The sequence below is a fragment of the Pseudarthrobacter phenanthrenivorans Sphe3 genome, assembly GCF_000189535.1.
Lineage (GTDB): Bacteria > Actinomycetota > Actinomycetes > Actinomycetales > Micrococcaceae > Arthrobacter > Arthrobacter phenanthrenivorans.
The window spans coordinates 695,099-720,724 of sequence record NC_015145.1 but is presented as its reverse complement, the minus strand read 5'-3'; the positions used below and the strand labels follow the sequence as shown (position 1 = coordinate 720,724).

General features: G+C 65.0%; 20 protein-coding genes. All 20 read right to left on the bottom strand.

What is annotated here, in order from left to right; genetic code table 11:
- Positions 1–39: 39 nt before the first annotated feature.
- Positions 40–1,608 carry a glycoside hydrolase family 32 protein gene (locus tag ASPHE3_RS03440; protein ID WP_013599847.1) on the bottom strand — a complete coding sequence of 523 codons (1,569 nt, stop codon included), beginning with the start codon at positions 1,606–1,608 and terminating at the stop codon, positions 40–42.
- Entirely contained in the window at positions 1,605–2,690 is a 1,086-nt protein-coding gene (locus ASPHE3_RS03435; protein ID WP_013599846.1) for an ATP-binding cassette domain-containing protein, read from the bottom strand. Before ASPHE3_RS03435 ends, ASPHE3_RS03440 begins: the two co-directional genes overlap by 4 nt.
- Complete coding sequence (locus tag ASPHE3_RS03430; RefSeq protein WP_013599845.1) at positions 2,687–3,649, bottom strand: ABC transporter ATP-binding protein; 963 nt, start codon at positions 3,647–3,649, stop codon at positions 2,687–2,689. Before ASPHE3_RS03430 ends, ASPHE3_RS03435 begins: the two co-directional genes overlap by 4 nt.
- Positions 3,646–4,584: an ABC transporter permease gene (locus ASPHE3_RS03425; protein ID WP_013599844.1), complete on the bottom strand. Its 939-nt coding sequence runs from the start codon at positions 4,582–4,584 to the stop codon at positions 3,646–3,648. The genes ASPHE3_RS03430 and ASPHE3_RS03425 overlap by 4 nt, the downstream gene beginning before the upstream one ends.
- Positions 4,585–4,616: 32 nt before the next feature.
- Positions 4,617–5,594, bottom strand: coding sequence for an ABC transporter permease (locus ASPHE3_RS03420; protein WP_013599843.1), 978 nt, complete (start codon positions 5,592–5,594; stop codon positions 4,617–4,619).
- Positions 5,595–5,727: 133 nt separating this feature from the next.
- Positions 5,728–7,401, bottom strand: coding sequence for an ABC transporter substrate-binding protein (locus ASPHE3_RS03415; protein WP_013599842.1), 1,674 nt, complete (start codon positions 7,399–7,401; stop codon positions 5,728–5,730).
- Between the two features lie 80 nt (positions 7,402–7,481).
- Positions 7,482–7,943, bottom strand: coding sequence for a substrate-binding domain-containing protein (locus ASPHE3_RS22565; protein WP_254362975.1), 462 nt, complete (start codon positions 7,941–7,943; stop codon positions 7,482–7,484).
- A complete protein-coding gene (locus tag ASPHE3_RS22560) occupies positions 7,861–8,553 on the bottom strand; it encodes a LacI family DNA-binding transcriptional regulator (protein ID WP_254362973.1) in 693 nt (230 codons plus the stop codon). The genes ASPHE3_RS22565 and ASPHE3_RS22560 overlap by 83 nt, the downstream gene beginning before the upstream one ends.
- Positions 8,554–8,787: 234 nt before the next feature.
- Entirely contained in the window at positions 8,788–11,061 is a 2,274-nt protein-coding gene (locus ASPHE3_RS03405; protein ID WP_041652529.1) for a gluconokinase, GntK/IdnK-type, read from the bottom strand.
- Between the two features lie 53 nt (positions 11,062–11,114).
- A complete protein-coding gene (manD, locus tag ASPHE3_RS03400) occupies positions 11,115–12,344 on the bottom strand; it encodes a D-mannonate dehydratase ManD (RefSeq protein ID WP_013599838.1) in 1,230 nt (409 codons plus the stop codon).
- A 56-nt stretch (positions 12,345–12,400) separates the two neighbouring features.
- Entirely contained in the window at positions 12,401–13,831 is a 1,431-nt protein-coding gene (gene uidB, locus ASPHE3_RS03395; protein WP_013599837.1) for a glucuronide transporter, read from the bottom strand.
- Positions 13,832–14,132: 301 nt separating this feature from the next.
- The gene (locus tag ASPHE3_RS03390; RefSeq protein ID WP_049786107.1) at positions 14,133–15,482 is read right to left on the bottom strand and encodes a mannitol dehydrogenase family protein; all 1,350 of its coding nucleotides are present in this window, start codon (positions 15,480–15,482) and stop codon (positions 14,133–14,135) included.
- Between the two features lie 74 nt (positions 15,483–15,556).
- On the bottom strand, positions 15,557–16,963 hold the full coding sequence (uxaC, locus tag ASPHE3_RS03385) for a glucuronate isomerase (RefSeq protein WP_013599835.1): 1,407 nt from the start codon (positions 16,961–16,963) through the stop codon (positions 15,557–15,559).
- A 75-nt stretch (positions 16,964–17,038) separates the two neighbouring features.
- The gene (locus tag ASPHE3_RS03380) at positions 17,039–18,100 is read right to left on the bottom strand and encodes a LacI family DNA-binding transcriptional regulator (RefSeq protein WP_013599834.1); all 1,062 of its coding nucleotides are present in this window, start codon (positions 18,098–18,100) and stop codon (positions 17,039–17,041) included.
- Between the two features lie 120 nt (positions 18,101–18,220).
- Positions 18,221–19,387, bottom strand: coding sequence for a Gfo/Idh/MocA family protein (locus ASPHE3_RS03375; RefSeq protein WP_013599833.1), 1,167 nt, complete (start codon positions 19,385–19,387; stop codon positions 18,221–18,223).
- 27 nt (positions 19,388–19,414) lie between these two features.
- Positions 19,415–20,275: a sugar phosphate isomerase/epimerase family protein gene (locus ASPHE3_RS03370; RefSeq protein WP_013599832.1), complete on the bottom strand. Its 861-nt coding sequence runs from the start codon at positions 20,273–20,275 to the stop codon at positions 19,415–19,417.
- A 61-nt stretch (positions 20,276–20,336) separates the two neighbouring features.
- Complete coding sequence (locus ASPHE3_RS03365) at positions 20,337–21,212, bottom strand: ATP-binding cassette domain-containing protein (RefSeq protein WP_013599831.1); 876 nt, start codon at positions 21,210–21,212, stop codon at positions 20,337–20,339.
- Positions 21,209–23,131: a dipeptide/oligopeptide/nickel ABC transporter permease/ATP-binding protein gene (locus ASPHE3_RS03360; RefSeq protein ID WP_013599830.1), complete on the bottom strand. Its 1,923-nt coding sequence runs from the start codon at positions 23,129–23,131 to the stop codon at positions 21,209–21,211. Before ASPHE3_RS03360 ends, ASPHE3_RS03365 begins: the two co-directional genes overlap by 4 nt.
- Positions 23,128–24,069, bottom strand: coding sequence for an ABC transporter permease (locus ASPHE3_RS03355; protein ID WP_013599829.1), 942 nt, complete (start codon positions 24,067–24,069; stop codon positions 23,128–23,130). Before ASPHE3_RS03355 ends, ASPHE3_RS03360 begins: the two co-directional genes overlap by 4 nt.
- Before the next feature lie 6 nt (positions 24,070–24,075).
- Positions 24,076–25,611, bottom strand: a complete 1,536-nt coding sequence (locus tag ASPHE3_RS03350) for an ABC transporter substrate-binding protein (RefSeq protein ID WP_013599828.1) — start codon at positions 25,609–25,611, stop codon at positions 24,076–24,078.
- Positions 25,612–25,626: the final 15 nt, after the last annotated feature.

Sequence of the window (25,626 nt, the reverse complement as noted above, 5' to 3'; positions counted from 1 at the left end):
GATCGCCGGGAAAGGCCCGTTAAGTGAGAGAGCGTTGGGTCAGGGGAAGAGGGTGCGGGGACCTCCCCAAATGTCTGCCATGGTCCAGGCGTCAAAGTCCAGCAGGCGCACAGTTCCTTCAGGTGCTGAAAGGGTGACCCGGCCGCCGCCCAGCGTGGGATACACCCGGGCGGTGAGGGGCTTGCCGTTCGCGAAGATCTCGACGGCGGACCGGTCCACTAAAACGCGCAGGTGCACTTTCCCGTCACGCAACGGCACGGGACCTGACTTTTCCTCCACATCCACGGCGGCTTCCCCGCCACCGGCCGGCGCCAGGCTGCTGCGGGTGCGGTCCAGGCGGAGCACGCACTGGCCTTCGCCGCCGGCGGCGCCGCCCCGTGCCCGGCTGAGCTCAATCACGGTTTCCTCGGCGCCGTCCGCCGAACCAAGCACCCCCAGCCTCAGCACGGCACCAGGCTCCAGCTGGACGTCCAGTTCGAGGTCCAGCTGGTTTCCCTGCACCCCGGTCTCCAGCAGCCCCAAACCCACCAGTACCCGGGCCGGCAGGCCCACGTGGTTCCGGCGCAGTGCTGCAAGCCCGGGAACCGGAGCGAAAGCCAGTGTTCCGTCCCCCGCCACGGTGACGACCCTGGGCAGGCTCATCACGCCCGACCACCCGGCCTCCACCATCGCAGCGTCGGACCGGCCCTCCTGGAGCCAGCCGAACATGATCCGCCGGCCGGCCACGTCCAGGAACGACTGCGGCGCATAGAAGTACCGGCCGCCGTAGTCCAGCCGGTGCAGCGCGGAGGGTTCGAAAGAGTCCCCCGCATAACGGCCGGTCCAATACAGCGGATGGCGGGTATCGCCGTCGTTCCATGCCGAGAAGACCAGCACGTCAGGTGAACCATCTGCGGGAACGGAGCCCAGCGAACCTGCACCGGCACGGAACAGGTCCACGCATTCCCACATGGTTCCGGTCCAGTCGGTCCCGGCGGGATCGCCCTGGGAAGCATCGCCGATCAGGAGCGGACCCACGTAGTCCCACGAGCGCAGGTCTGCCGACTCATACAGGAACGCCGTTCCCCCGCGGCCGCGGATCCCCGAACCCACCAGCTGGCGCCACCTGCTGCCCTCGCGCCACACGCAATGGTCGCGGTAGGCAGTGATATCGACGCCGGCCGGCGGGGCCGAGATGACAGGGTTCTGCGGCGCCTTGGTCCAGGTGGAGAGGTCCCCCGAACCTACAGCCACGCACGGCAGTTCGCGCTCATCCAGGCGGCCGGAATAGACCAGGGTGGGCGTACCGCCGTCGTCCACCAGCACCCCCGACCAGCAGCCGTCGGCGTCCGGTCCCGGCGACGGTTCCAGTGCCACGGGCTGGTCCGTCCAGGTGACCAGGTCCAGGCTGGTGGCATGGCCCCAATGGATGCGGTGGTGGAAGGCGCCCTCCGGGTTGTACTGGTAGAAGAGGTGGTACACGCCGTTCCACTGGCACACCCCGTTGGGATCGTTGAGCCACCCCGCAGGAGAGACAAAATGGAAGCGGGGCCTCAGGGGGTCGGCCTCGGCGCGGGCAACCAGCTCGTCCTGCGGGACAGTGGCGAGCGGGTGGGTCAGTTCAGTCATGCGGAGGCCTTCCTGGTTGTGGGTTCACTCGCCGTCGACGCCTCGGGAGCCAGGGCGTGGCCACCGGCTCCTGCGCGCGGACGGTACAGGTGGCAGCGGACCCAATGGCGGTTTTCGGGGCTGCCCACCCGGTGGCGGACGGGTTTGTCGGCGGAACATGCCTGGTCCGGGTCGCCGTCGAAGGCGCAGCCCGTGGAGGCCATCACGGCCTGCCGGAGTTCGGCCCGCCGGACGGGATCGTAGGAACCGGCGCGGGCAGGGTCCGGGACCGCCGAAACCAGCAACTGCGTATATGGATGTGCCGGGTTGGCCAGCAGGTCCAGGGAGTCCCCCTCTTCCACGAGCTCACCGGCAAACATGACAGCCGTCCGGTCCGCCAGGTAGCGCGCCGAGGCGAGGTCATGGGTGATGTAGAGCATCGAAATGCCCTGCTCGTCCCGGAGTTTGCCCATCAGGTTCAAAACGCCGATGCGCACTGAAACGTCCAGCATGGACGTTGGCTCGTCGGCGAGGATCACCTGCGGTTCCACCGCAAGGGCCCGGGCAATAGCAACGCGCTGGCGCTGGCCGCCGGAAAGCTCGTGCGGATAGGAGTCCAGCATGTCCGCTTGCAGGTCCACCGTGGCCATGAGCTCTTCAAGGCGTCGCCGGGTCTCCTCCTCCGAGCTCCCGCCCTTGCCGTGGATCGCCAACGAACGGCGGAGGAAGTGCCCGATCCTGTGCGCCGGGTTCAGTGAGCCGAACGGATCCTGGAACACCATTTGGAGTTGGGAACGGAACGCCCAGGACGCCTGGAAGCGGTCACGCTTGAGGACGTCCACGCCGTCCAGCAGGATGGCGCCTGCACTCGGTTTCTCGAGCCGTGCGACGCAGCGGGCCAGGGTGCTCTTGCCGGATCCGGATTCCCCTACCAGGGCCACGATTTCGCCGCGGTTGATAGTGAGGTCCACACCGTGCAAGGCACGGACCGACTGCCGCGAAAAGAGTCCGCCGATAGGGAAGGTCTTGCCGAGTCCGCGAATTTCCAGTGCGGGGGTGCTGGTGGTGGGCACAGCCGCCAGGGACGCCGGGGAGTGGCTCATCGTGCGGCTCCTGCCAGGTTTGCGGCATCAATCACTGAAGCGTCGGCACCAACCGGGGCCACGAGATGGCCGGGGGCAACTTCGGTGAGATCCGGGATGTTCCTGAACTTCACGCCGTCGGGCAGTCCTGCCAGCCGGACCCGCGGGCCGGCGAGCGGCGGGAACGCCCCCATCAAAGCCTGGGTGTACGGATGGCGCGGGTTCGCATACACGTCCTGCGCCTTGGCGGTTTCCACTATGCGTCCGCCGTACATGACGGCCATGCGGTGCGAAAGTTCCACCATGAGGGACATGTCATGGGTAATGAACAAAACGGAGAAGCCGAGTTCGCGCTGCAGTTCCTTGATCTGGGCCATGATTTCCTGCTGCACCACCACGTCCAGGGCGGTGGTGGGTTCATCGAGGATCAGCAGGGACGGCTTGAGTGCCACCGCCATGGCAATGACGGCACGCTGGCGCATGCCGCCGGAAAGCTGGTGCGGGTAGGACTTAAGCCGGGCGGGGTCGATCCGCACGAGCTCCAGCAGTTCGCCGGCCCGCCGCAGGGACTCCTTGCGCGAATAACCGGTGTGCGTGGTGAAGATGTCCGTGATCTGTTCGCCAATGGTCAGCACCGGGTTCAGTGAGTTCATGGCGGACTGGAACACCATGGCCACGTCCTGCCACCGGAAGCGCCGCAGCTCCTCCGCGCCCATGGCCAGGACGTCCTTGCCGCCAAAGGAGATGCTGCCGCCGGCGATTTTGGCCGGATCCTTGATCAGGCGCATGATCGAGTTGGCGATCGTGGACTTTCCGCAGCCCGATTCTCCTGCCAGTCCAAACACTTCCCCTGTTCCGATACTGAAGGAAACACGGTCGACGGCGGTGGTGGAGCGGGTGTCGCCGATGTACTTCACGGTGAGGTCCTTGACCTCCAGAACGGATTCGTGTGATCCGAAGGAAACTTGGGAGACGGTCATTTGGCGGCGCTCCTTTCGGTGGCTTTCGGGGTTTTGATCTTCCGCAGCCGCGGGTTGGTGACTTCGTCCACGGCGTAGTTGATGAGGGCCAGTGCGAAGGCCACCAGCGCGATGCACACACCGGACGGCACGAACACCCACCAGCTTCCGGTCAACAATGCGCCCTCGTTTCCGGCCCAGAAGAGGTTGTTGCCCCACGAAACGGTGCTGACGTCGCCCAGGCCCAGGAACTCCAGGCCCGCCTGGGCGCCAATGCCGTAGATGACGCAGGCCAGCAGGGTGCCCATGACAATCGAGGCCATGTTGGGGAGGATCTCGCGGAACATGATCCGGCCGGCCCGTTCACCGGAGACCACGGCCGCGGCCACAAAGTCCTTGGAGCGGATGGATAAGGCTTGTGAGCGCAGGACGCGGGCTGAGCCTGCCCAGCCGGTGACCACGAGGACAAGAATCACGGTGCCCAGCCCCGGGGGCAGGAACGCGGCCAGGATGACCAGCAGCGGCAGCCCGGGCAGGAGGAGGAAGACGTTGGTCACCAGGGACAGCGCCTCGTCCATGAACCTGCCGAAGTAGGCCGAGGCCAGTCCCACCAGGATGCCGATGAAGGTGGAGGCGAAACCCACGGTCAGGCCCACGAACAGGGAGCTCCGCGAACCGTGAAGGGTCAGCGCGAGCACGTCCTGGCCCTTGGCTGTGGTTCCCAGCCAGTGCTCGGCGGACGGTTCCAGTGACGCCATGGCCGTGATCCGCGATGGATCGCCCGGGAAAAGGACCGGCGCCAACAGGGCCAGCACGATGAACACGGCCATGACGGCCATACCGGTCAGTGCTTTCCTGTTGGTGGCCAGCCCGTGGATGAAACTGCGGTTGGGCTTGGGGGTGGCAGGGGTTTTGTCGGCCGTTTTGCCGGGTTGCTGCAGGATTGCGGTTGTCATGATTGGTCCCTCTGGTTGCTGCGCACGCGCGGTCAGTTGCTGCGCACGCGCGGGTCGAGGCGGACGTACAGGATGTCCACCAGGAAGTTCGCCAGCAGCACGGCGGCGGTAATGGTCAGGAAGAGCCCTTGCATGAGCGGATAGTCGAGGCCCTGGACAGCGTTGAGCAACTGGTAGCCGACGCCGGGGTAGGCGAACACCACCTCTGTGAGAAGGGCGCCGCCCACCACGAACCCGAGGCCCATGCCGAAGCTTGTCACCGATGGCAGCATCGCGTTCCGGGCTGCGTAGCGGAGCATGATGCGGCCGGGCCGCAGGCCCTTGGCCTCGGCCATGGTGATGTAGTCCTCTGAATTCGTGGCAATCATGGTGTTGCGCATCCCCAGCATCCAGCCGCCAATCGAGACCAGCACGATGGTCAGCGCCGGCAGCACGAGGTGGGCGCCGACGTCGCCGATGAACTCCCACGTAAGGCCGGGCTGCAGGCCGTCCGTAAAGGCGTGGCGGATCGGAAACCAGCCCAGGACCACGCCGAACAGGTACAGCGCGCCCATCGCCAGCCAGAAATACGGAAACGATCCGATGAACACCAGGACCGGCGGCAGCGCCGAGTCCACCGCGCCGCCCCGCCGCCAGGCCGCCAGGATGCCCAGCAGGTTGCCCACGACGGCGGCGATCACCAGCGCGGTTCCGCCCAGCAGGAGGGTCCACCCGATCTGGGATGCGATGACTTCGGTGACCGGCGCCGGAAAGCGTGAGATGGAAACTCCCATCTGGCCGGTGAAGATGTTGTGCAGGTAGTCAACGTACTGCTCCCAGAGCGGCCTGTCGTCAACGCCGAGCAGCTTGCGCAGGGCCTCGATCTGTTCGGGCTGCATTCTGTCCTGGGAGCGGGCGAACATGCGGGAAACGGGGTCGCCGGGCATGAAGCGCGGGAGCAGGAAATTCAAGGTGATGGACGCCCAGAAGGCGATCAGGTAGAAACCCAGTCGGCGCAGGATGAAGCGCACGGTTTCCCTCCAATTCGGGAGTGGTGAAGGTGTTGGGGCGCTGGCCGCCGGATGATCCGGCGGCCAGCAGATGGGTCCACGCCGCCGAGGGTTCCCTGGGCGAAGCGAAGCGAGGCCAGGGAGGCGGTGGGGATTACTTCCGCGGTTCCAGCGTGGTCAGCACCAGGACTGTTGTGGGGGCGCGGACCGAGAGGGTTGCGTACGGGTTGTCCTGCGTGGGCCAGCCGGTAAAACGGGTGTCGTTGAAGGCGCCCCACTCCGGGCCGGAGAAGAGCGGCACCAGCGGTGCGGCGTCGTTGTACTCTTCCTGCAGCTTGTTGGCAATGTCCTTCTGCCGGGCCTCGTCCGATTCGGCCGCGAACTCGGCCAGCAGGGCGTCCGCCTCCGCGTCTCCGAAGCGGTGGTAGTTGTCGAAGGTCTTGGTGCCCACGGGCTTCACGGTTGCCGTACCCATAGAGGTGTTGAAGTACTTGTACGGGCTGGGGTCGTTGGCGCTCCAGACGATGCCCGAATCGAAGTCACCGGTCTCGTAGCCGGCCACCACGGCAGCCCAGTCAGGGGAATCAACCTTTGCCGTAACACCCACTTCGGCAAGGTTCTGGGCAATCACGTTGGCCACGGACAGCCAGTCGGACGAGGTCGCACCCACGGAAATCTTGAATTCGAAGGGTTTGCCGTCCTTCAGCGTGCGCTTGCCGTCAGCACCCTTGGCGTAGCCGGCCTTGTCCAGCAGTTCGTTGGCCTTCTCGACGTCGTGCCTGGTCCAGGTGCAGTTGTCCTTGACCTCGTTGTTCTTCCACGTTTCATAGTTGCCGGACAGGCCAGTGCAGTCGGCCGGAGCGGCGTAGCCGCTCATGCCGATTTTGGTGACCTGGTCCCGGTCCACGGCCATGCTGAGCGCTTTGCGGACGTCCACGTCGTTAAACGGGGCCTTGGTGGTGTTGAGCTGCCAGTTGATCATGGAACCCGTGGGCGGGAACCAGTACTGCCGGTGCTCCTTGTCCTTGGAGATGAAGGTCTTTTCGATGTTCGGGATGTACTGCGGAGCCCAGTCCACGTCGCCGTTCACCGCGGCGAGGTTGGCGCCGTCGTTACCTGCGAAGGCGAGCATCTTGATGCCGGCGATCTTCTGCTTGTCCGGCTGCCAGTAGTTGGGGTTCTTCTTCAGCACGAAGGACTGGGCCTGGAAGCTGTCCACCTCCGTGTACGGGCCGGTGCCCACCGGTTTGGCGTTGGCGTCCTTCTCCGGGTCAGCGAGCGCGGACCAGATGTGCTTGGGCAGGATGGTGAGCTGGCCGACGTCGTACAGGGCCGGGGACCACGGCTTGTTGAAGTTGAAGGTGACCTTGTTGCCTTCGGCCGCTACCGTCTCCAGGTATTCGAAGCCGCCCTTGATCTTCTTCTGGAGCTCGAAGGTATAGGCAACGTCCTCAGCCACGAAGGGCTGGCCGTCTGACCACTTCACGCCCTCGCGAAGGGTGAAGGTGATGGACGTGCCGTCCTCGGCTGCCTCCCATTCGGTGGCCAGCCACGGCACAGTGTCGCCCTTGGCGGGATTGAAGATCAGCAGGGATTCGTAGATGGACTGCTGGACCATTGGATTGACGCTGGGCGCGAACGGGTTGAAGTTTTGCACGAACGTGCCCATGTCCTCACGCGGAATGGTGAGGAAGGCACTCGCGTTTGCTCCGGCGTCGTTGCCTGCGGGTTTGTTCACGGTGGCTGCACAGCCGGTCAGCAGCAGTGCGCCCACCGCCAGCCCGGCTGCCGTGACGCGGGCAGCCCTCAGGAATCGGGGTTGTGTCATGATGGTTATCTCTTTCCTGTCTTCATCAGCAAGGTGAAGTGGTGGGTAAGGGGTTTGCTCTTCGGAACGTGATTTCGCGGTCAGACCGAAGAGCGTTCTAGCAGCGGACAGTCGACCAATTGCTGGCCGGCAGTGATCGGCTGTCCTGCTGTAAGAGCGGCGAGCGTCTTGACTCCCAGGGCGCCCATTTTTTCGAATGGCAACGCAACCGTTGTGAGCTTGGGCCTCAGGTAGGCCGCAATCAGTTCCTGGTTGTCGAAGCCGATAACTGCGATGTCGCCGGGGATGGCCAGGCCCCGTTCCTTGATGGCGTCGTAAGCACCCATCGCCATACGGTCGTTGAGGCAGAACAACGCTGTTGGCCTGTCCTTCTCCGGGTAACGGTCCAGGATCTCGGCGGCGGCCGCATAGCCGCCATCCGCCGTCGCATTCCCGGACACCACCAGCTCCGGATCCAACTCAAGCTCGGCTCCGGCGAGCGCTTCCCGTGCACCCTCCAGCCGGCCGATTGCGGCGGGAATGTCCGGGTCCAGGTTGATCACACCGATCTTGGTGTGTCCGGCTCGGAGCAGCCGTTCCGACGGCGACCCGCCCGCCCGCCCGTTCGTCCGGGACGATGGACGGCAGGTTTCCGTCCAGGTCGAAGCAGTTGATGAGCACGGTGGGCACCTCGTTGGCGCTGCGGGGAACATGCACACCGCGGTGGTAGGTGGCCGCATACAGCAGTCCTTCCACCCGCTGTTCCAGCAGCTTTTCGATTGCCGCGTCTTCCATGCCTTGGTTCGGCCCTGCTGCATCGGCCTGGTCCGAGGGGGCGATGAGCAGGAACCGGCGGTCAAGCCAGGCCTGGTCCTGGGCTCCCTTGATGATGTCGACGGCGAACGGCGCCGTCACGATTTCAGTGACAATGCCGTACCAGTCGCTGCGCTGGGATGCCAGCGCCCGCGCTCCGGCGTTCGGGCGGTAACCCAATGCCTGGACAGCGTCGTTGATGCGGGTGCGGGTCTCCTCGGAAATGCTGGCGTTCGCCCGGTTGCTCAGCACGAAGGAGACAGCCGTCCGCGACACCCCCGCATGTTTGGCCACATCAGTCATGGTCACTCCCCGCTGGCGCGGGGCCGGAGCCTTTTGGGGCGAGGTGCTTTTCGACATTGAATGCTCCGGTGATCTTGACTAACGCGCGTTACTTGGAATGTGTGATTCAGGTTACGCGCGTTACTTCCCGGCTGTCAACCATTACTTTCCGCCGTCCTCGCGGCGTCCAGGAAGCGTCTTAAACAGCAGAGAAGCCCCAGGTTCCCAATGGAAGGGAACCTGGGGCTTTCACATCCGGGAACCGGAGCCTGCCGTCGGCCGGGACCAGGGAGCCGCGTGCCGAATCAGCGCCTAGAGCCGGGTGTCGAAGGAATCGCAGAACACGTTCTCGTTGAAGGTGCCCTGGAATTCGGACTTCCCTTGGATCTTTTCAATGGTTGCCCGGATGGCCTCGCGGGACCCTGCGTGGGCGTGGATCGCGGTCTTGACCATCGGCACGTCGATCAGGTGGTTGGGCTGGTTGAGCGACACAAACACAGTAGGAACTTCGGTGACGTACCACGGGATCTCCGCGGCCATCGGGGTTGACCACTTGATCCGGATTGCGGCCTCCTGGGCAAATCCCTTGACGTTGGCGAAGACAAAGGCGGCGTCGTACTTGTCCGCGTAGTCCCCGGTGGCTTCCTCGGAGATGACTGACATGAAGTTCACACCCGTCTCCCCTGCGGCCTCGCGCTGGTCCGCCGTCTTGAACAGGTGCACTTCAAATCCGGCGGCCTCCAGTTCTTCCTTGACGGTGTCCAGGTAGGCCAACGGATCGGCGCGGGTGAAGTCGGCCCCGCCGGAAATGCCGTACAGGCGGATCCGCGGATGCGTCGCCGGCGTGATGGGGAGGTTGTGCGCGGTGTCCTTCACCAGGGTGACGGTCTTGTCCGCGATCTCCGCCGCTATGGCCCCGTGTTCCCCGCTGCCGATCACGGCCAGCGCTTCGGCAGGAGGAACGAGCTGGTCCGCCGCCTTGCGGTGGAGGCCCAGGGACGCCTTCAACCCGAGGATCCGCCGCAGTGCATCGTGCAGGCGCTGTTCGGTGATCACCCCGGACTTGAATCCGTCCAGCATGTACTGGAAGTCCTCCGCGGGATTGCGGAAGAACAGGAACATGTCACAGCCGGCCGCGATGGTGGCCGGCACCAGGTCCTTGCGCTTCATGGCCTGGGTGAGCCCCACCATCAGCGAGGCGTCCGTCAGGACCAGGCCGTTGAAGCCCAGTTCGCCGCGGAGCAGGTCCTGCAGCAGCTCCGGGGACAGGGTGGCGGGCAGGATGTCGGCATCCGCCAGGCCCGGCCGGAAATGCCGGGACAGTTCAGGCGCACCGATGTGGCCCACCATGATGGACTGCACGCCGTGCCCGATCATCTCCCGGTACACATGCCCGTACGTCCGGTTCCACTCCTCGTAGCCAAGGGTGTTGTAGGACGTGACCACGTGCTGGTCGCGTTCGTCGATGCCGTCACCGGGGAAGTGCTTCATGGCGCACACCGTGGGAGATTCACTGATGCCGTCGAAGTACTCCTTGGCCCGCTCCACCACGATTTCCGGGGTGTTGCCGAAGGCGCGGGTGGAGATTACCGTGTTCCGCCAGTTGTAGTGGATGTCCACGATCGGCGCGAAGGCCCAGTTACAGCCCAGGGCGGCGGTTTCCACCCCGGCCACCTGCCCCATTTGCCGGGCTATGGCCTTGTCCGGATGCGAGCCGGCCTGCAGGTGCGTGGACACGAACGTTCCGTCGTCGCAGCTTCCGGCTCCCCCCATTTCCGGGTTGGAGGCCACCAGCAGCGGGATGCGCGTCTTCGACTGTGCGTACCGGATGTGCTCCTGCACCGCGGCCGAAGGGCCCGGCCGGTACCGCATGCCGCCCACGTGGTAGTTCTCCAGCACACCGTCGAGGTACTCCGGGGAGTAGTCGTTGTTGTGGTTGATGAACAGTTGGCCGATCTTTTCCTCGAGGCTCATGCCGGCAAGGGTGGATTCCACCCAGGCGACGGCGCCGTCGTCGAGATTGAACGGCGCAGCCTGGAGCTCGACGTCGAACTGCCGCGGCCGGGTGCCGGGGGCGCCGGCGGAGTCAGGGGTGGCAGTGCGGGAGCGTCCGACGGCGGTAATCCCGGTGAGTGCGTCGCGCACCACCTGCTGGACCGGCGCGGCGATGTCGACGACGACGCCCGCTTCGTCTCCCTCCAGCGGTTCCAGCGTGGCGAGCTGTGAGTCAAGGAGGGCTGGCGGCATGAAGTGCCCCGTCCTGCCTTCGGTCCGTGCCGTCAGGACCTCCCTACTGCCGTGCAGGTGCAGGAAGATGGTGTCCGGGGCCTGTTTCCGGATGGCGTCGCGGTAACTGCGGCGCAGTGCGGAGCACGCCAGGACCATGCCGCCGTCGCCCGCGTTTGCCAGCTCGCCGCCCACCGTGGCCAGCCAGGGCCAGCGGTCCTCGTCCGTCAGCGGCGTGCCGGCGGCCATCTTGGCGACGTTCTCCACGGGGTGGAGGGAGTCCCCATCCAGGAAGGGGACACCGAGTTCCCTGGCAACGAGGTCGCCGATGGTGGTCTTGCCGCAGCCGGACACGCCCATGACGATGACGCGGAGCTTTGGTTGGGCAACTGTTGTGTTGGGGTTGGAAGTGCTCACCAGTCGTGGACCGTTCCGTCGATGAGGCGGTTGTAGGGCAGGTAGGCCTGCTGGTACGGGAACGCGGCCGCGGCTTCCTCGTTGAACTCGACGCCGATGCCCGGCTCGTTGCCCGGGTGCAGGTAGCCGTCCACAAACGTCATGGACTGCTTGAAGACCTCGTTGGTCTTGTCCGAGTGCTGCATGTATTCCTGGATCCCGTAGTTGTGGATGGCCAGGCCCACGTGCAACTGCGCGGCGAATCCGACCGGGGAAATATCGGTGGGGCCGTGGAAGCCGGACTTGATCTGGTACTGCGCGGCGAAGTCCATGACCTTCTTCAGCGGGCTGATGCCGCCGAAGTGGGTGGACGCGGCGCGGACGTAGTCGATCAGCTGTTCCTTGATGATGGTCTGGTAGTCCCACACGGTGTTGAAGATTTCACCGATGGCCAGCGGGGTGGTGGTGTGCTGACGGACCAGGCGCAGCCCCTCCTGGTTTTCGGCCGGTGTGCAGTCCTCCAGCCAGAACAGGTCGTACGGTTCCAGGGCCTTGCCCAGCTTGGCGGCCTGGATGGGGGTCATCCGGTGGTGGCCGTCGTGCAGCAGCGGGATTTCCGGGCCGAACTCGTTGCGGACCGCCTCGAACACGGTGGGCAGGTGGCGCAGGTAGGCCCGGGTGTCCCAGTCCTCCTCCACCGGGAACGCGCCACGGCCGGCGGGCTCGTAGTCATACCGCTCCCCCGAAGCCTGCGCCTGCGCTGCCACCCCGTACACCGCCTTGATGCCCGGGACCGCGGTCTGGATCCGGATGGACTTGTACCCGAGTTCCAGGTGTTCCCGGACCGAATCGAACAGCGACGGCAGGTCAGCGCCCGAGGCGTGCCCGTACGCCCGCAGCCCGTTGCGGGACGCCCCGCCGAGGAGCTGGTAGACCGGCATGCCGGCAAGCTTGCCCTTGATGTCCCACAGCGCCATGTCCACCGCCGCGATCGCAGCCATGGTCACCGGACCACGGCGCCAGTACGAGGAGCGGTACAGGAACTGCCAGGTGTCCTCGATCCGGTGCGGATCCTTGCCGATCAGCAGCTGCGCGACGTGCTCCTTGAGGTAAGCGGCGACGGCGAGCTCACGGCCGTTCAAAGTGGCGTCACCAATACCGGTCACACCATCCTCGGTGGTAATGCGAAGGGTCACGAAGTTGCGGGAGGGACTGGTGACGAAGACGTCGGCGGCAATGATTTTCACAGCAGATCCAGGCTTTCTTGGTCGGGAGGAACGGGGTTCGGCGGGCTTGCGTGTGCTTAGTTAGTGGGTGTGGACAGCGGAGTGGCCGGGTACTTCGCGGCCGCGGATTCAGCAACCGCAGCAGGTCCGGCAGCATCTCCAGGGGTTGCGGCCTCCCCGTTTTCGCGGCGGGCGCGGATTTCGGTGAGGATTTCCGCGTGCAGGGCGTCAGTGAGCTTGTATTTGGTCATCACCAGGACGGCAAGGATGGTCAGGATGGCGGGCAGGGCGCCTGCAGCAACCTGGATTCCGAAGACTGCTTCGGCGCTCTGCGTGACACCGGACTTATAGCCGCCCAGCGCCAGGGCGTACGCGGCGAGGGCGCCGCCCACTGCCTGGCCCGTCTTGCGGGTGAAAGAGAACAGGGCGTAGGTGATGCCCTCGGTGCGGACCCCGGTCTTCCATTCGCCGTATTCAACGGTGTCGGCTTCCAGGGCCCAGACCACGATGTTGACTGCGAGGACGCCCACTACGCTGATGAGCAGGCCGCTGAAACCGATCCATACCTGGCTGGCGGGCGTGAAGAAGATGATGGTGCCGCCAACCACTGTCACCAGCGACGAGTAGATGTAGACGCGCTTCTTGCCGATGGCGCGGACCAACCGCGGCATGAAGGCGGCCAGGACGAAGGTCAGGATCAGCTGCGCGATGGACAGCACCGGGTACAGATCCAGGCGGCCCAGGACGTCGCGCAGGTAGTACAGCTGCACGGACGTCAGGGCGAGATAGCCGGTGAGGAAGAAGAAGGAGCTGAGGCACAGCATGAGGAGGGGCTTGTTGGTCTTGAGCGTCTCCATGCTCTGCTTCAGCGTGACGTTGGGGACGGCACGGTGGACGCGTTCCTTGGCGGTCAGCACGGTGAAGAAGTAGAGGGCAGCGCCGATCACCACGAAGACCAGGGTGATGGTGGTGAACGTTCCCTGCAGGTCAGCACCCGGCTTGATCAGGGGTGCCACAAAGATCCCGAGGGCGGAACCGACCAGGAGCGCACCCACCATGCGGGCGGAGCCCAGCTTGGCCCGTTCGCCAGGGTCCTGGGTCATGGCCCCGGCGAGGGAGCCGTAGGGGATGTTGACCAGGCTGTAGGCCAGGCCCAGGGCGGCGTAGGTGACGTAGGCGTAGAGCAGGGTGCCGGACTCGCCGAGCTGCGGTACCGAGAACGTGGCGACGCTCAGCAGGAGCAGCGGGATGGAACCGAACATGATGAACGGGCGGAACTTGCCGAACCGCTTGCTGAAGGTACGGTCCACCACGCGGCCGGCAAAAACATCCGCGAAAGCGTCAAAGATCCTGACGGACAGCAGCAGTGTTCCGGCGGCGGCGGCCGAGATGCCAGCCACGTCGGTGTAGTAGACCAGCAGGAACATGGTGGCGGTGGTGAACGCCAGGTTGTTGGCGGCGTCGCCGGCGCCGTAGCCGGCGATGCTCAGTTTGCTCAGCTTTTTCATGGTGTGGGCTCCTTTACCCGGGGCGGCCTGGGGGTGGCCGGAATGAAGCGTTAGCGGTGGGGGAAGTGGCGGTTCTTGCTGGCCCGCGGCAGGAGCATTCGGGGGTCCTATTCGCGTCGTTGCGGCGTGGCCGGAAGGGAAATTTCTGGTGTCCCGGAGGCACTCCGGGTTCTTGCTCTGCCTGTAATCCTAGTCACGTGGCAAATAAATGGCAAGCGGTTGCCAAACTTTTATTGATATTTCAAGAAAAGGGGCTGCCCGGTGCCCCGAAAGGTGCCGGACAGCCCCGCTTACAGCAGATTTACGGGGCGGCGGCGTGTCCCGCGATGGTGCCGCAGAGGCTTTCCACCAGGCCCACCACTGCATCGTCGCTGGCCAAAACCGGGTCCACGACGTTCAGCAGCGCCCGGATGCGTTCGGTTCCTGAAAGGCGGTTGGCGGCGGCCACATGGTCCCCAAGGGGGTCCTGGAACGTTGCGCCCGCGGCGGCGCTGTAGTCCATCCAGGCGGCGATCATCAAGGCCGCGGCGGCACCGGTCCTGCCCGCCGCGCGTTCGGCCTGGAGCACCGGAACGGCCCGCATCCGCAGCTTGGTGCTGCCGTCCATGGCGATCTGTGCCAGATGGTGGGCGATCCTGGCGTTGCTGAAGCGGGCCAGCAAGGCTTGCCGGTACTCAGGAATGCCCAGGTCCGGGGTGGGGAGGTTGGCCTCGGCTTCGTCCCAGAAGGCCTCCACGGCCCTAAGGCATTCCGGGTCTGCCAGGGCCTCGGCCACGGTGCTGTGGCCCCGCAGCTGTCCGGCGTAGGCCAGCAGCGAGTGTGCGCCGTTGAGCAGCCACAGCTTGCGGTTCTCGTAGGGTTCGATGTTCTCAACGAACACGGCACCGGCATCCTCCCAGCGGGGGCGTCCGGCCGGGAAATCCCCGCTCAGGACCCAGCTCGAGAATGGCTCTGCCACCACTGGCGAGTTATCACGGTAACCGCAGGCTTCCCGGACCACGGCCAGGTCCTCGTCCGTGGTCCGCGGCGTGATGCGGTCAACGGAGGTGCTGACAAAACTGACGTTGCCGTCAATCCAGTCGGCCAGCCCGGCATTCCAGGAGCCGGCAAGACCGGCGACACCCTGCCGGGCAACCGTGCCGTTGTTGGACAGGTTGTCGCAGCAGACCACGGCAATCGGGCCGGAGCCGGCATCCCGCCGGGCCGCAAGCGCCAGCACCAGCCGTCCCAGCGGCGTGGCCGGGCGCCCGCTGCCGGAACCCAACAGCGCAAGGTCGGCGGCGACGTCGGGCGCTGTGATATCCAGCGTCCCGTCGGCACCCAGCCCATAGGCAGCCTCGGTAATGGTCAGGGTGACCACGGCGGTTCCGGGCGCGGCCACCAATTCGGTGAGCCGCTTCACGTCCGCCCCGTCCACAGCCTCCACGATGCTGCCCACAACGCTGAAGGTGTCGCCCGCGTCAGCGCGCTCCACCACGGTGTACAGCCCGTCCTGTTCCGCCAGGGCTGCAGCGGCGTCGGGGCGCCGGCCGGTAAAGGATGCGATGCCCCAGTCCGCGGCGTCGGAGGCTTGCTGGGTATACCAGGCCTGGTGCGAGCGGTGGAAGGCGCCGAGGCCCAGGTGGACAATCCGGACCGGCGCCTTGGGCATCGGCCGGAGCGTCCGGTTCAGCCGCGGAAGGTCAGCCGGAGGAGCGGGCGCAGCAGCAGCATTCAGTCCGGTGCTCACAGCTTGAACACCCGCCGGGGTGAGCCGTCCACGATGTCCACGATCAGTTCGTGGGCGCGGTCCTCGCTGACGCGGTGTTCGGCCACGAGCCGGGCAAGGAAGGAGGCTTCGATCCGCCGGGAGGCGTCGTGCCGTGCCGGGATGGAGCAGAAGGCGCGGGTGTCGTCGATGAAGCCGGAGGACCGGGAGAAGCCTGCGGTTTCGGTAACGGCGGAACGGAACCGCAGCATGGCATCCGGCGCGTCCAGGAACCACCACGGGGCGCCGAGGTACACGGAAGGGTAGAAGCCGGCCAGCGGGGCAAGCTCGCGGGAGAACACGGTCTCGTCCAGCGTGAACAGCACCAGGTGGAAGTCCTTGGCGGTGCCGAAGTCCTGCAGGACAGGGCGGATGGCCTCGGTGTAGTTGATCGCGAACGGGATGTCATGGCCCGTGTCCGCGCCGAAGGTGTTGAAGGTGGGTTCGTGGTGGTTCCGGTAGGAGCCGGGGTGGATGGTCATCACCAGTCCGTCCTCCACGGACATCCGGGCCATCTGGTACATCATGTGGGCTTCGAAATCGTCCCGGTCCTGTGCGCTGGCCTTGCCGGAACGGGCGCGCTCAAAAAGCCTTGCCGCATCAGCGTCATCGAGCTTCAGCGTGGCAGGCGTTCGGACACCATGGTCTGCGGACACTGCGCCGTGCTCCACGAAATAATTACGCCGGTTCTCCAGCGCGGTGAGGTACGCACCGTAGCCCGTGCCGCCGTCACCCGCTGCCGCGATGAGCCTGTCCACATTTGCCGACCACGCAGGGTGGGCGATGTTCAGGTAGGCGTCCGGGCGGAAGGTCGGCAGGACGCGGCCATGGAACGTGGGGTCCTGGGCAATCGCCTTGTGGCTGGCCAGGGAGTCCAGGGGATCATCCGTGGTGGCAAGGACTTCGATGTTGAAATCCTTGAACAGCTCGCGGGGGCGGAAGCCCGGCTCCTGGAGCTTCGCCGCAATGGCCTCGTAGCTGGCGTCCGCCGTGGCCTCGCTCAGCTCGCCTTCCAGGCCGAAGACGTTGCGGAACTGGGTGCGGAGCCAGTAGCCGGAAGCGGTGCCCTCAAACAGCGGCCAGGCCTTGCAGAACTCTCGCCACACTGCGCGGGAGTCCGGGGCGGCGGTGTTCGATTCCCGGAGCCGGTCCAGTGGAACACCGCTCGCGTGGATCAGCCGCGTGACGTAGTGGTCCGGGCTGACCAGCAGCGCTGCCGGGTCCGGGAACGGGGTGTTCTGCTCGATGACCGCGGCGTCAACGTGCCCGTGCGGGGAAATGATGGGGAGGTCCTGGACGCGCTGCAGGAGTTCGCGCGCAATGCGGCGCGTTCCGGGGTCCGCGGGCAGGAGCCGGTCTGGGTTGGCGGCAATCGACTGTGACATACGTCAATGGTCCGGGTTGCACACCTTCTTTGTCAACCGGTTGCCAAAAATTGCCACTGCTGTTTCCGTCAGCCTTCAGCTGGGCGGCAGGAGCCGCCCGCTGGAGCCCCGGAGGACCAGTTCGGTCTCCACTCGCAGGGGTGCTGTGGGCTCCTTGCCGCCGTGCAGCACGTCAAGCAAAACGGTGGCGGCCCCCGAGCCGCACTCCCCCAGCGGCGAACGGACGGTAGTCAGTGGAGGTGTGGTGAAGTCCGCCCCGAAGATGTCGTCAAAGCCCACAATGCTGATCTGGTCCGGAACCACCATGCCGCCCGCCTGGAGTTCCTGCATCAGGCCGATCGCCAGGAGGTCGTTGTATGTCAGTACGGCCGTGGCCTTTGTGGCCAGCACGTCGCGCGCCACCTGCCGGCCGCCGTCGACCGTTGGCTTGGTGGATTCCACGCGCACGGCGTCGACGTGGGACCATTCGCAGGCCGCCTGGACCCCCTCCCAGCGCCGTGCAGACATCCAGGACCGGGCCGGGCCCGCCACGAAGGCAAGCTTCTTGTGCCCGTTGGCTGCAAGGCTGCGCACAGCCTCGCCAATGCCTTTGCGGACATCCGGGATGACGCAGGGAACGCCCTCCACCTCGCGGTTGATGACCACCACGGGCTTGTCAGCCGCCAGGGCGCGGATGTCGTCGTCGTCCATGCGCGGGCTCGCCAGGATCAGCCCGTCAGCGGTGGTCAGCATCCGCCGCGCCGCGGTTAACTCGGTTTCCGCCGATTCGGCCGATTCGGCCAGCACCAGTGTGTAGTCCCTGGCCGTGCCCGTGGTTTCGGCACCGCGGATGATGTCGAAAAAGGTGGGGTTGGTAATGTCCGCAACGATCAGCCCCATCGTGTTGGTGCGGCCGGTGGGCAGGGCGCGGGCGAACGGGTTAACCCGGTAGTTCAGTTCCGCAGCCGCGTCCTCAATCAGTTTCTGGGTCTTGGCGCTGACCCTCCCGGGCTTGCTCAGTGCCCGCGAAACGGTGGACGGGTTGACGCCCGCCACTTTGGCGATGTCGTAGATGGTGGCGTTGCCCTTGCCGTCCCGGGCCTGCTTTTTGGCAGCCCGGGTGGATACGGCAGGGCCCTGCGTCTTGGGTTCGGTCACCGCCCCATCCTAACGAGCAAGAACCCAACTGGGTCGCGCTAAGTGTCGTTTTGAGGGTCCAAAGCGACACTTAGCGCTACCTGGTTGGGCAGGAAACGCCCAGCGGTTGCCGGGCGGGAATCAGGAGCGCTCGGGGAACTTGCCTTCATCGGCGATGCGCTTGTTCAGCTCGGCCAGGAACTGGTCCTCGTCGAAGTCCAGCCCCACTTCGGAGCCGGTCCAGCTGGAGAGGTGGATGGCATTGGCCAGGCGGACGCCGTTGATGCCGTCCGAGCCCGGGGCCAGCAGCGGTGTACCGTCCAGGATGTTGGCAGCGAAGTTCTCCAGGACGCCCGAGTGCTGTGAACCCCAGGCGGACTCGAACTCGATAACCTCGGTGCTGTAATACTGCTCAGGGTTCAGCTGCCCCATAAACAGCTTCCGGACATCGTCCATGTCCATGCCATCGCTGAGTTCCCGCTCGGGCTTCTTCAGGCGCGTGACGGTGGCGGTCTTGGAGTTTTCGACGACGATCTTGCCCTGGTCGCCCAGGATCTCGAACCGGTCCGTGCCCACGATGTCATGGGTGGCGGTGACGAAGACACCGGTGGCGCCGTCGCCGTAGTCCACTACTGCCGTGACCTCGTCCTCGACAGCGATGTCCCGGCGGAAGCCGTATGCCACCTTGGCGTACACGGACTTGGGCACGCCGCAGATCCACTGCCACAGGTCCAGCTGGTGCGGCGCCTGGTTGACCAGGACGCCGCCGCCCTCGCCACCCCAGGTGGCGCGCCATTCGCTGGAGTTGTAGTACCCCTGCGGCCGCCACCAATTGGTGATGATCCAGTTGGTGCGGCGGATGGCGCCGATCTCACCGTTTTCGACGATGTCCTTCAGCTTCCGGTACAGCGGGTTGTTCCGCTGGTTGAACATGATGGCGAAGGACAGCTCAGGCTTGGAGGCCGCGAACTCATTCAGTTCCTTGACCTGTTTGGTGTAGACGCCCGCCGGCTTCTCCACCAGCGCGTGGATGTTGCGCTTGAGGGTTTCGATGCCCATTTCCGGGTGCAGGAAGTGCGGCACGCAGGTGACGACCGCGTCCACGTCGCCGCTTTCCAGCATGGCGATGTAGTCCTCGTAGAAGGGGACGCCCGGGTAAGACGCAGCCGCCGCTTCCTTCTTGGCGGGATCAACGTCGCAAATGGCGCCGATTTCCATATTGGGGACCAGGCCGTCCGTAATGAACCTGGCGTAGGCGCCGCCCTGCTGGCCCAGGCCGATAATGCCCAGGCGTACTTTCTTGCTCATGGATGAGTTCTCCGTCTCTTTCGGAATCTAGAAAAGGTCTGCGTGGCCCATGGCCACCAGGTTGTCGTAGGAGGTCTGCAGGGCGTCCCACACGGTACGGCCGTACAGCTCGTCCTGTTCCACCAGCAGGTACTTTGCCCCGGCGGCCTGGGCAGCCGGAATGATAGACGGGAAGTCCAGGTTGCCTTCGCCTACCTCGGCGAACTGCACCACATTCCGGAATTCGGCCATGAACCCGGCGAAGTCGCCGGACTCCAGGAGGCCGAAGGAGGACTCTGGCATCTGGCCGATCCGGTAGTCCTTGAGGTGCACCATCGCGGTGCGGCCGGCGTACTTTTCCAAGGTCCGGACGGGGTCCAGGCCGCCGCGCTGGACCCAGTGCACGTCGATTTCCATGCCCATGGCCGGCGAGTTCTCGGCGATGATGTCCAGCATGTACTTGCCGTCGAACTTCGCGAACTCCACGTGGTGGTTGTGGTAGTACAGGCTGATGCCGTGTTCCTGCAGCCGCTCCGCGTAGCCGTTGGCCTGGCGGGCGAACGAGACCACGGCGTCCAGCGACTTCATGGCACCGAACGGCAGCATCCCGATCCGCAGCAGCGACGTGTCAAGGCGCTTCGCATCATCCACGATCTTGTCGAAGTTGTCCGCCAGCGATTCGACGGGCATCCCCTTCCGGCCCTCCACGGCAACGGACAGCGCTGCGATGTCCATCCCCAGTTCCGAGCGCGAGCGGTCCAGCTCGGCCACATTTTCCGGGGTCATGGGGATTTGGGAGATTTCGACGGCGTTGTAACCGATCGCGTTGACCTTGCGGAGTGTTTCAAACGCCCCCACGTCAGCGAAGCTGTCCTTGAGCATCATGGCTTGTACGCCTATTTTGGCCACTGTGTTCCTCCGTGGTGTTCCGGCCGGTGAAGGCCATTTGTTGGATGCGGTACCGCGCTTCCTAGGCGGCGGCACCCGCCTGTTCAGTCTGTTGGCGCTGCGCTTCCAGCAGCCGGTGCCGGTCTGCGCGGCGCTGTTCCTGCCGGTCCGGATCCGGAACGGGCGAGGCCAGCAGCAGCCGCTGGGTATAGGGGTGTTCGGGATCGCTGGTGACAACGTCGGCCGGGCCCTGCTCCACGATTTCGCCGCGGTACATCACGGCCACGCGGTGGCTGATGTGCCGGACCACGTCCAGGTCGTGGGAGACGAACAGGTAGGAGACGCCGGTGTCCTTTTGGATCTGCAGGAACAGGTCCAGGACGCGGGCCTGGGTGGAGAGATCCAGGGCGCTGACGGGTTCGTCGCAGACGATCAGCTTCGGCGACAGGGCCAGTGCCCGGGCGATGGCCACCCGCTGCCGCTGGCCGCCGCTGAACTCTCGGGGCAGCCGGTGGATCGCATCCGAGGGAAGCCCCACCTGGTCCAGCAGTTCCTTGACGCGTTTCTTGGCGGCCGCGGCTTCCATGCCCTGCACGCCAAGCGGCTCTGCGAGGATGTCCCCGATTTCGAGTGCTGGGTTCAGGGACGTGTAGGGGTCCTGGAAGACCACCTGCAGGTCCCGGCTAAGGACCCGACGCTCCTTGCGGCTGGCGTGGCTGATGTCGTTGCCTTCGAAGACCACTTTGCCCTGGGTCACGGGTGCCAGTCCCAGGACGGCCCGGCCCAGGGTGGTCTTGCCGGAGCCGGATTCCCCCACCAGGCCAAGGGTTTCGCCCTGCCCGATGGCGATGTTGATGTCCGTCAGCGCCCGGAACGGCCTCGCCCTGAAGCGCTTGCTGGGGTACTCAACCACCAGGTTCTCCACTGACAGCAGCGGGGCGTTCTGTGGTTCGCTCATGCGACCGGTTCCTTTTCTGCGGCTGGGTTTTGTCCGGCTGGAGAAGTCCCGGCCGATTCGTGCGGGACTGGTCCCTGCGGCGGGGAAACAAGCATGGTCATGGGCTTCTTTCCTTCCAGCATGGAGCCCAACAGGGTCTGGGTGTACTGCTCTTTCGGGTTGCGGAGGATGTCGCGGACAGTTCCTTCTTCCACGAGCCTCCCGTTTTGCATGACCACCACGCGGTCACAGAGGTCAGCCACGACACCGAAGTTGTGGGTCACCAGGATGACGCCGATGTTGAGGCGCTGCTGCAGTTCGCGCAGGAGGTCCAGCACATCGGCCTGCACAGTAACGTCCAGGGCGGTAGTGGGCTCATCCGCGATGACCAGGTCCGGTTCGCAGCTGATGGCGCCGGCGATCAGCACACGCTGGGCCATGCCGCCGGAGACTTCGTGCGGGTAGGCCTCGAAGGTCCGTTCCGGGTTGGCGATTCCGACGTCGGAGAGCAGCTTGAGTGCCCGCTGCCGGGCTTCGGCCTTCGGGATCCCGAGGACGCGGACCATGGGCGTCACCAGCTGATAGCCGATGGTGAACGCCGGGTCGAGGTTGCTCATCGGTTCCTGGGGGATATAGGAGATCCGCTTGCCCCGGAGCTTGGAGAGGCGCTCCTGGTTCACGCGGTCCTCCCCCGGAGCCACCGTGTAGTTGCCGTCGAACTGGATTGAACCGGCCACGATGCGGGCATTGTCCGGGAGCAGTCCCAGGATGGAAAAGGCCGTCTGGGACTTGCCCGATCCCGATTCGCCCACGATGCCCAGGATCTCACCGCGGTCCACGTGGAAGGACACGTCGTCCACCACCTTCTTGACGGAACCGTCCGCCTGCGGATATCCGACGCCGAGATGCGTCACCTTCACGAGGTGGTGCTCCGTTCCGCTTTCGACGGCGGCCACGGACTTGCGTGACGGGCGCGCCTTGGCGGGCTCCGCCGTCGTACTGCCTGCGGGGGTACCCGCACTGGATGTGCGCCTGCGGCGGTGCTTGATCTTTTCACCGTCTTCCAGGGCGTCCCGGATGGCATTGCCCAGGAGGACCAGGCCGCCGATTGTCAGTGCCATGGCGAGGGCGGGCCAGAGAAGCAGCGTGGGGGTCAGATAGACATTCTTGAAGCCCTCGGAGAGCATGACGCCCCAGGTGGCCTTGGTGGGGTCGCCCAGGCCCAGGAATTCGAGCCCGGACTGGATGGCAATCGCCACACCGGCGATGGCTGCGGTCTGGATGATGATGGGGGCGCGGACCACCGAGAAGATGTGGCGCGCGATGATGCTCAGGTCGGACAGGCCGGAAACGCGGGCCGCGTCAACGTAGAGCTCGTTCCGCACCGACTGCACCGCTGTGCGGGTGAGGCGGAAGTAGGACGGACTGATCAGGATGCCGAAGGCGATCATGGAGATCCAGACCGACGGGCCGAAAGCGGCGCGGATGGTAAGGAGCACGATCAGGCCGGGCAGGCTCATCAGGATGCTGACCACCCAGTTGGAGACGGCTTCGAATTTGCCTGCATAGTAACCGGCGATGAGGCCGGCGGGGAGGCCGATGGCAATGGCGACGCCGGCACACAGCAGCGCGGACAGCAGCGTCAACTGCGCGCCGAAGAGCAGTCGGCTCCAGGTGTCACGGCCTGCGCTGTCAGTGCCCAGGATGTTGACCGAATCCGGTGCCGCGAGGGTCTTGGCGATATTCGCGAAGTTCTCCTCGAACGGTGCCAGCACCGGGGCGAAGATGGCCAGCAGCGCGATGCTTCCCAGGATCACCAGGGATGCAATGCCCAGGGGATTCCTGAGGAGCCGACGCATCACACTCGAACGGACCACGGTGCCGCTCTGGCCTGTCAGGGCCGGCGCGGCCACGGCCGCTGTTTCTACGGAATCACTCATGACACACGCACTTTCGGATTGAGCCAACCATTGAGGATGTCTACCAGGAGGTTCACAACGATGACCACCACTACGGTGTACATGACTACTCCCATGACGACGGGCAGGTCAGTCTGGCTGGTGGCGGCGACCGCCAGGGGTCCCATGCCAGGGAGGGCGAAGATCTGTTCGATGATCACCACACCGCCCAGCATGCCGATCAGCTGGAGGCTCAAAACAGTGAGGCCCGCAGGGGCGGCGCTGCGCAGCACGTGCTTGAAGAGGATTTCCCGCTCTCCGATGCCCCGGCTGCGCAGCGTCCGGACGTAGTCACGTTCGAGCTGCTTGATCACGGCACTGCGGATCTGCTGTGCACCGCCGGTCACGCCGTTGACCAGCAGCGCAATCACGGGAAGGGTCATGGAGTAGACCCAGGCCTCCGGCCCAACTCCCGGAGAGATGGTGCTGGTGGCCGGGAACAAGCCCAGCTGGATGGCCAGGACGGTCACAAGGAACACGCCGATCACATACCCCGGGACGGAGTCGCCAACGATCGCGCCCACCTGGACCACCCTGTCCACCCAGCCGCGCTTGACGGCTGCGGCAACACCGATCAGTGCTGCGCAAATGGCGATCAGGATCATTGCGGTGAAAACCATGGTCATGGTCACCGGGATGCGGGTGGCCAGGGAACTGGCCACCGGCTCCGAGGTGAACCAGGAAACTCCAAGGTTTCCGGTCAGGGCATCACCCAACCAGGCGAAGTAACGGACCACAAGAGGCTGGTCGAGCCCAAGCTCCTGTTCCTTCAAGGCAACCTGTTCAGAGGTGGCCTGGTCGCCAAGGATGTTCCGGGCGATGCTTCCGCTGGACGTGTAGAGCAAGGTGAAGGTGAGCGCCGAGACCACGAACAACACCACCAGACCGCTGCCCAGCCTTTTCGCAATGAACTTGATCATGGGTTCCTACTTGGCAGGCGAGTAGTTGTAGATGGACGGGACTGCCTGCTGGACCTGCGGCGTGACGTTAACTTTGTCGTTGTGGTAGTACATCTGGTTCACGCGGAAGAGCGGAGCGAACCATGCCTGTTCCACCACGTACTTGTTAACCTCCTGGGCCAACTTTCCGGCATCTTCACCGCCCGTGCGCACGGCCTGGATCTTGGCCTCGAGCTCCGGGGTGGTGTTCTTGAAGGGGTTGTACAGGGCCTTGGTGGAAACGATCTGGTCGATGGCCACGGTGGGCTCGCCCTGGAAGAGGTTGAAGAACATTGCGTGGTACTTCTGGGCAGCAACGTCAGCCGTGAAGGTGTTGGTGATCGCTGCACCCGGGTTAAGGGTGATTCCCACATCTGCGAGCTGCTGCTTGAGGACGGAGATCAGCGTTTCAGCACCCGGCAGGGTGGGGACATCGATACTCACGTTGCCCTCGAAGCCGGATTCCTTCAGGAGCTGCTTGGCCTTGGCGGGGTCATAGCTGTAGTAGTTCTCCAGCTCTTCAGTCCAGGCGCCGCTGTCCTTGCCGAATGGCTGGGAGGTGGGCGTTCCCTGACCCAGCATGACCTGGTCCAGGATGGTTTTCCGGTCGAAGGCGTGGTTGATGGCCTGGCGCACCTTGAGGTTTGCGAGCGCCGGGTTCTTGGTGCCGTCGCGGTCCAGCAGGAGCAAACCGGACCAGTCAACCTGGCTGGCTTCAAGCTTCATTTTGGCACCCTCGGCCTGCTTGCCGTTCTTCGGATCCAAGAGGGTGGCATCCACCTGGCCGGAGACCAGGGCGTTGGTCCGGGCGGTGGGATCAGTGAGGATCTTGAGGGTCAGCTTCTGGTACTTCTGGAGATCTTTGTTCCAGTAGTCCTTCCGCGCGGTGAAGACGGTTTGACTGTCCTTGACTGTTGCAGCCTTGTCCATCACGTACGGGCCGGAGCCCACCGGCTCAGTCTTGATGGCGTCGGTTCCCAGAGCCTTGGGGCTTCCCATCAGGCCTGCGGCCTGGCTCAGGAAGTATTCCAGCGCAGGCTCTGCCGCACTGAGGTTGAGCTCGATGGTGTCAGCGTCCACCACGGCAACGTCCGATACTGAGCCCAGCTGGGCCATCTGCGGGCCGTTCGCCTTCTTGAAGTGGTCCAGGTTGGCCTTTGCAGCCTCGGCATCGAATTTGGCACCGTCGCTGAACGTGACGTCGGTCCGGAGGTCCAAGGTCAGTTTGGTGTTGGTGTCGTTGTACTTCCAGTCGGTGGCCAGCATTGGGCTGAGCTTGCCGTCCGGTTCCCGCAGGATCAGGGTGTCGTAGGCTGCCTGGTAGGGCTGGAGGGCATGGCCCACGTGGGCCTGGGCGGGATCCCATGAAGTGATGTCCCGGAGTGTGCCGAGGGTCAAGGCCGTGACGGTGGTGCCGCCGGCGGCAGTGGAACCTGCACCGGCGCCGCCGCCGCCGCATGCGGTGAGTGCCAGGGAGGCACTCAGTACGAGGGCGGCAGCTGCCGCTTTGGGACCTAACTTCATTGTCGGCTCCTTGAG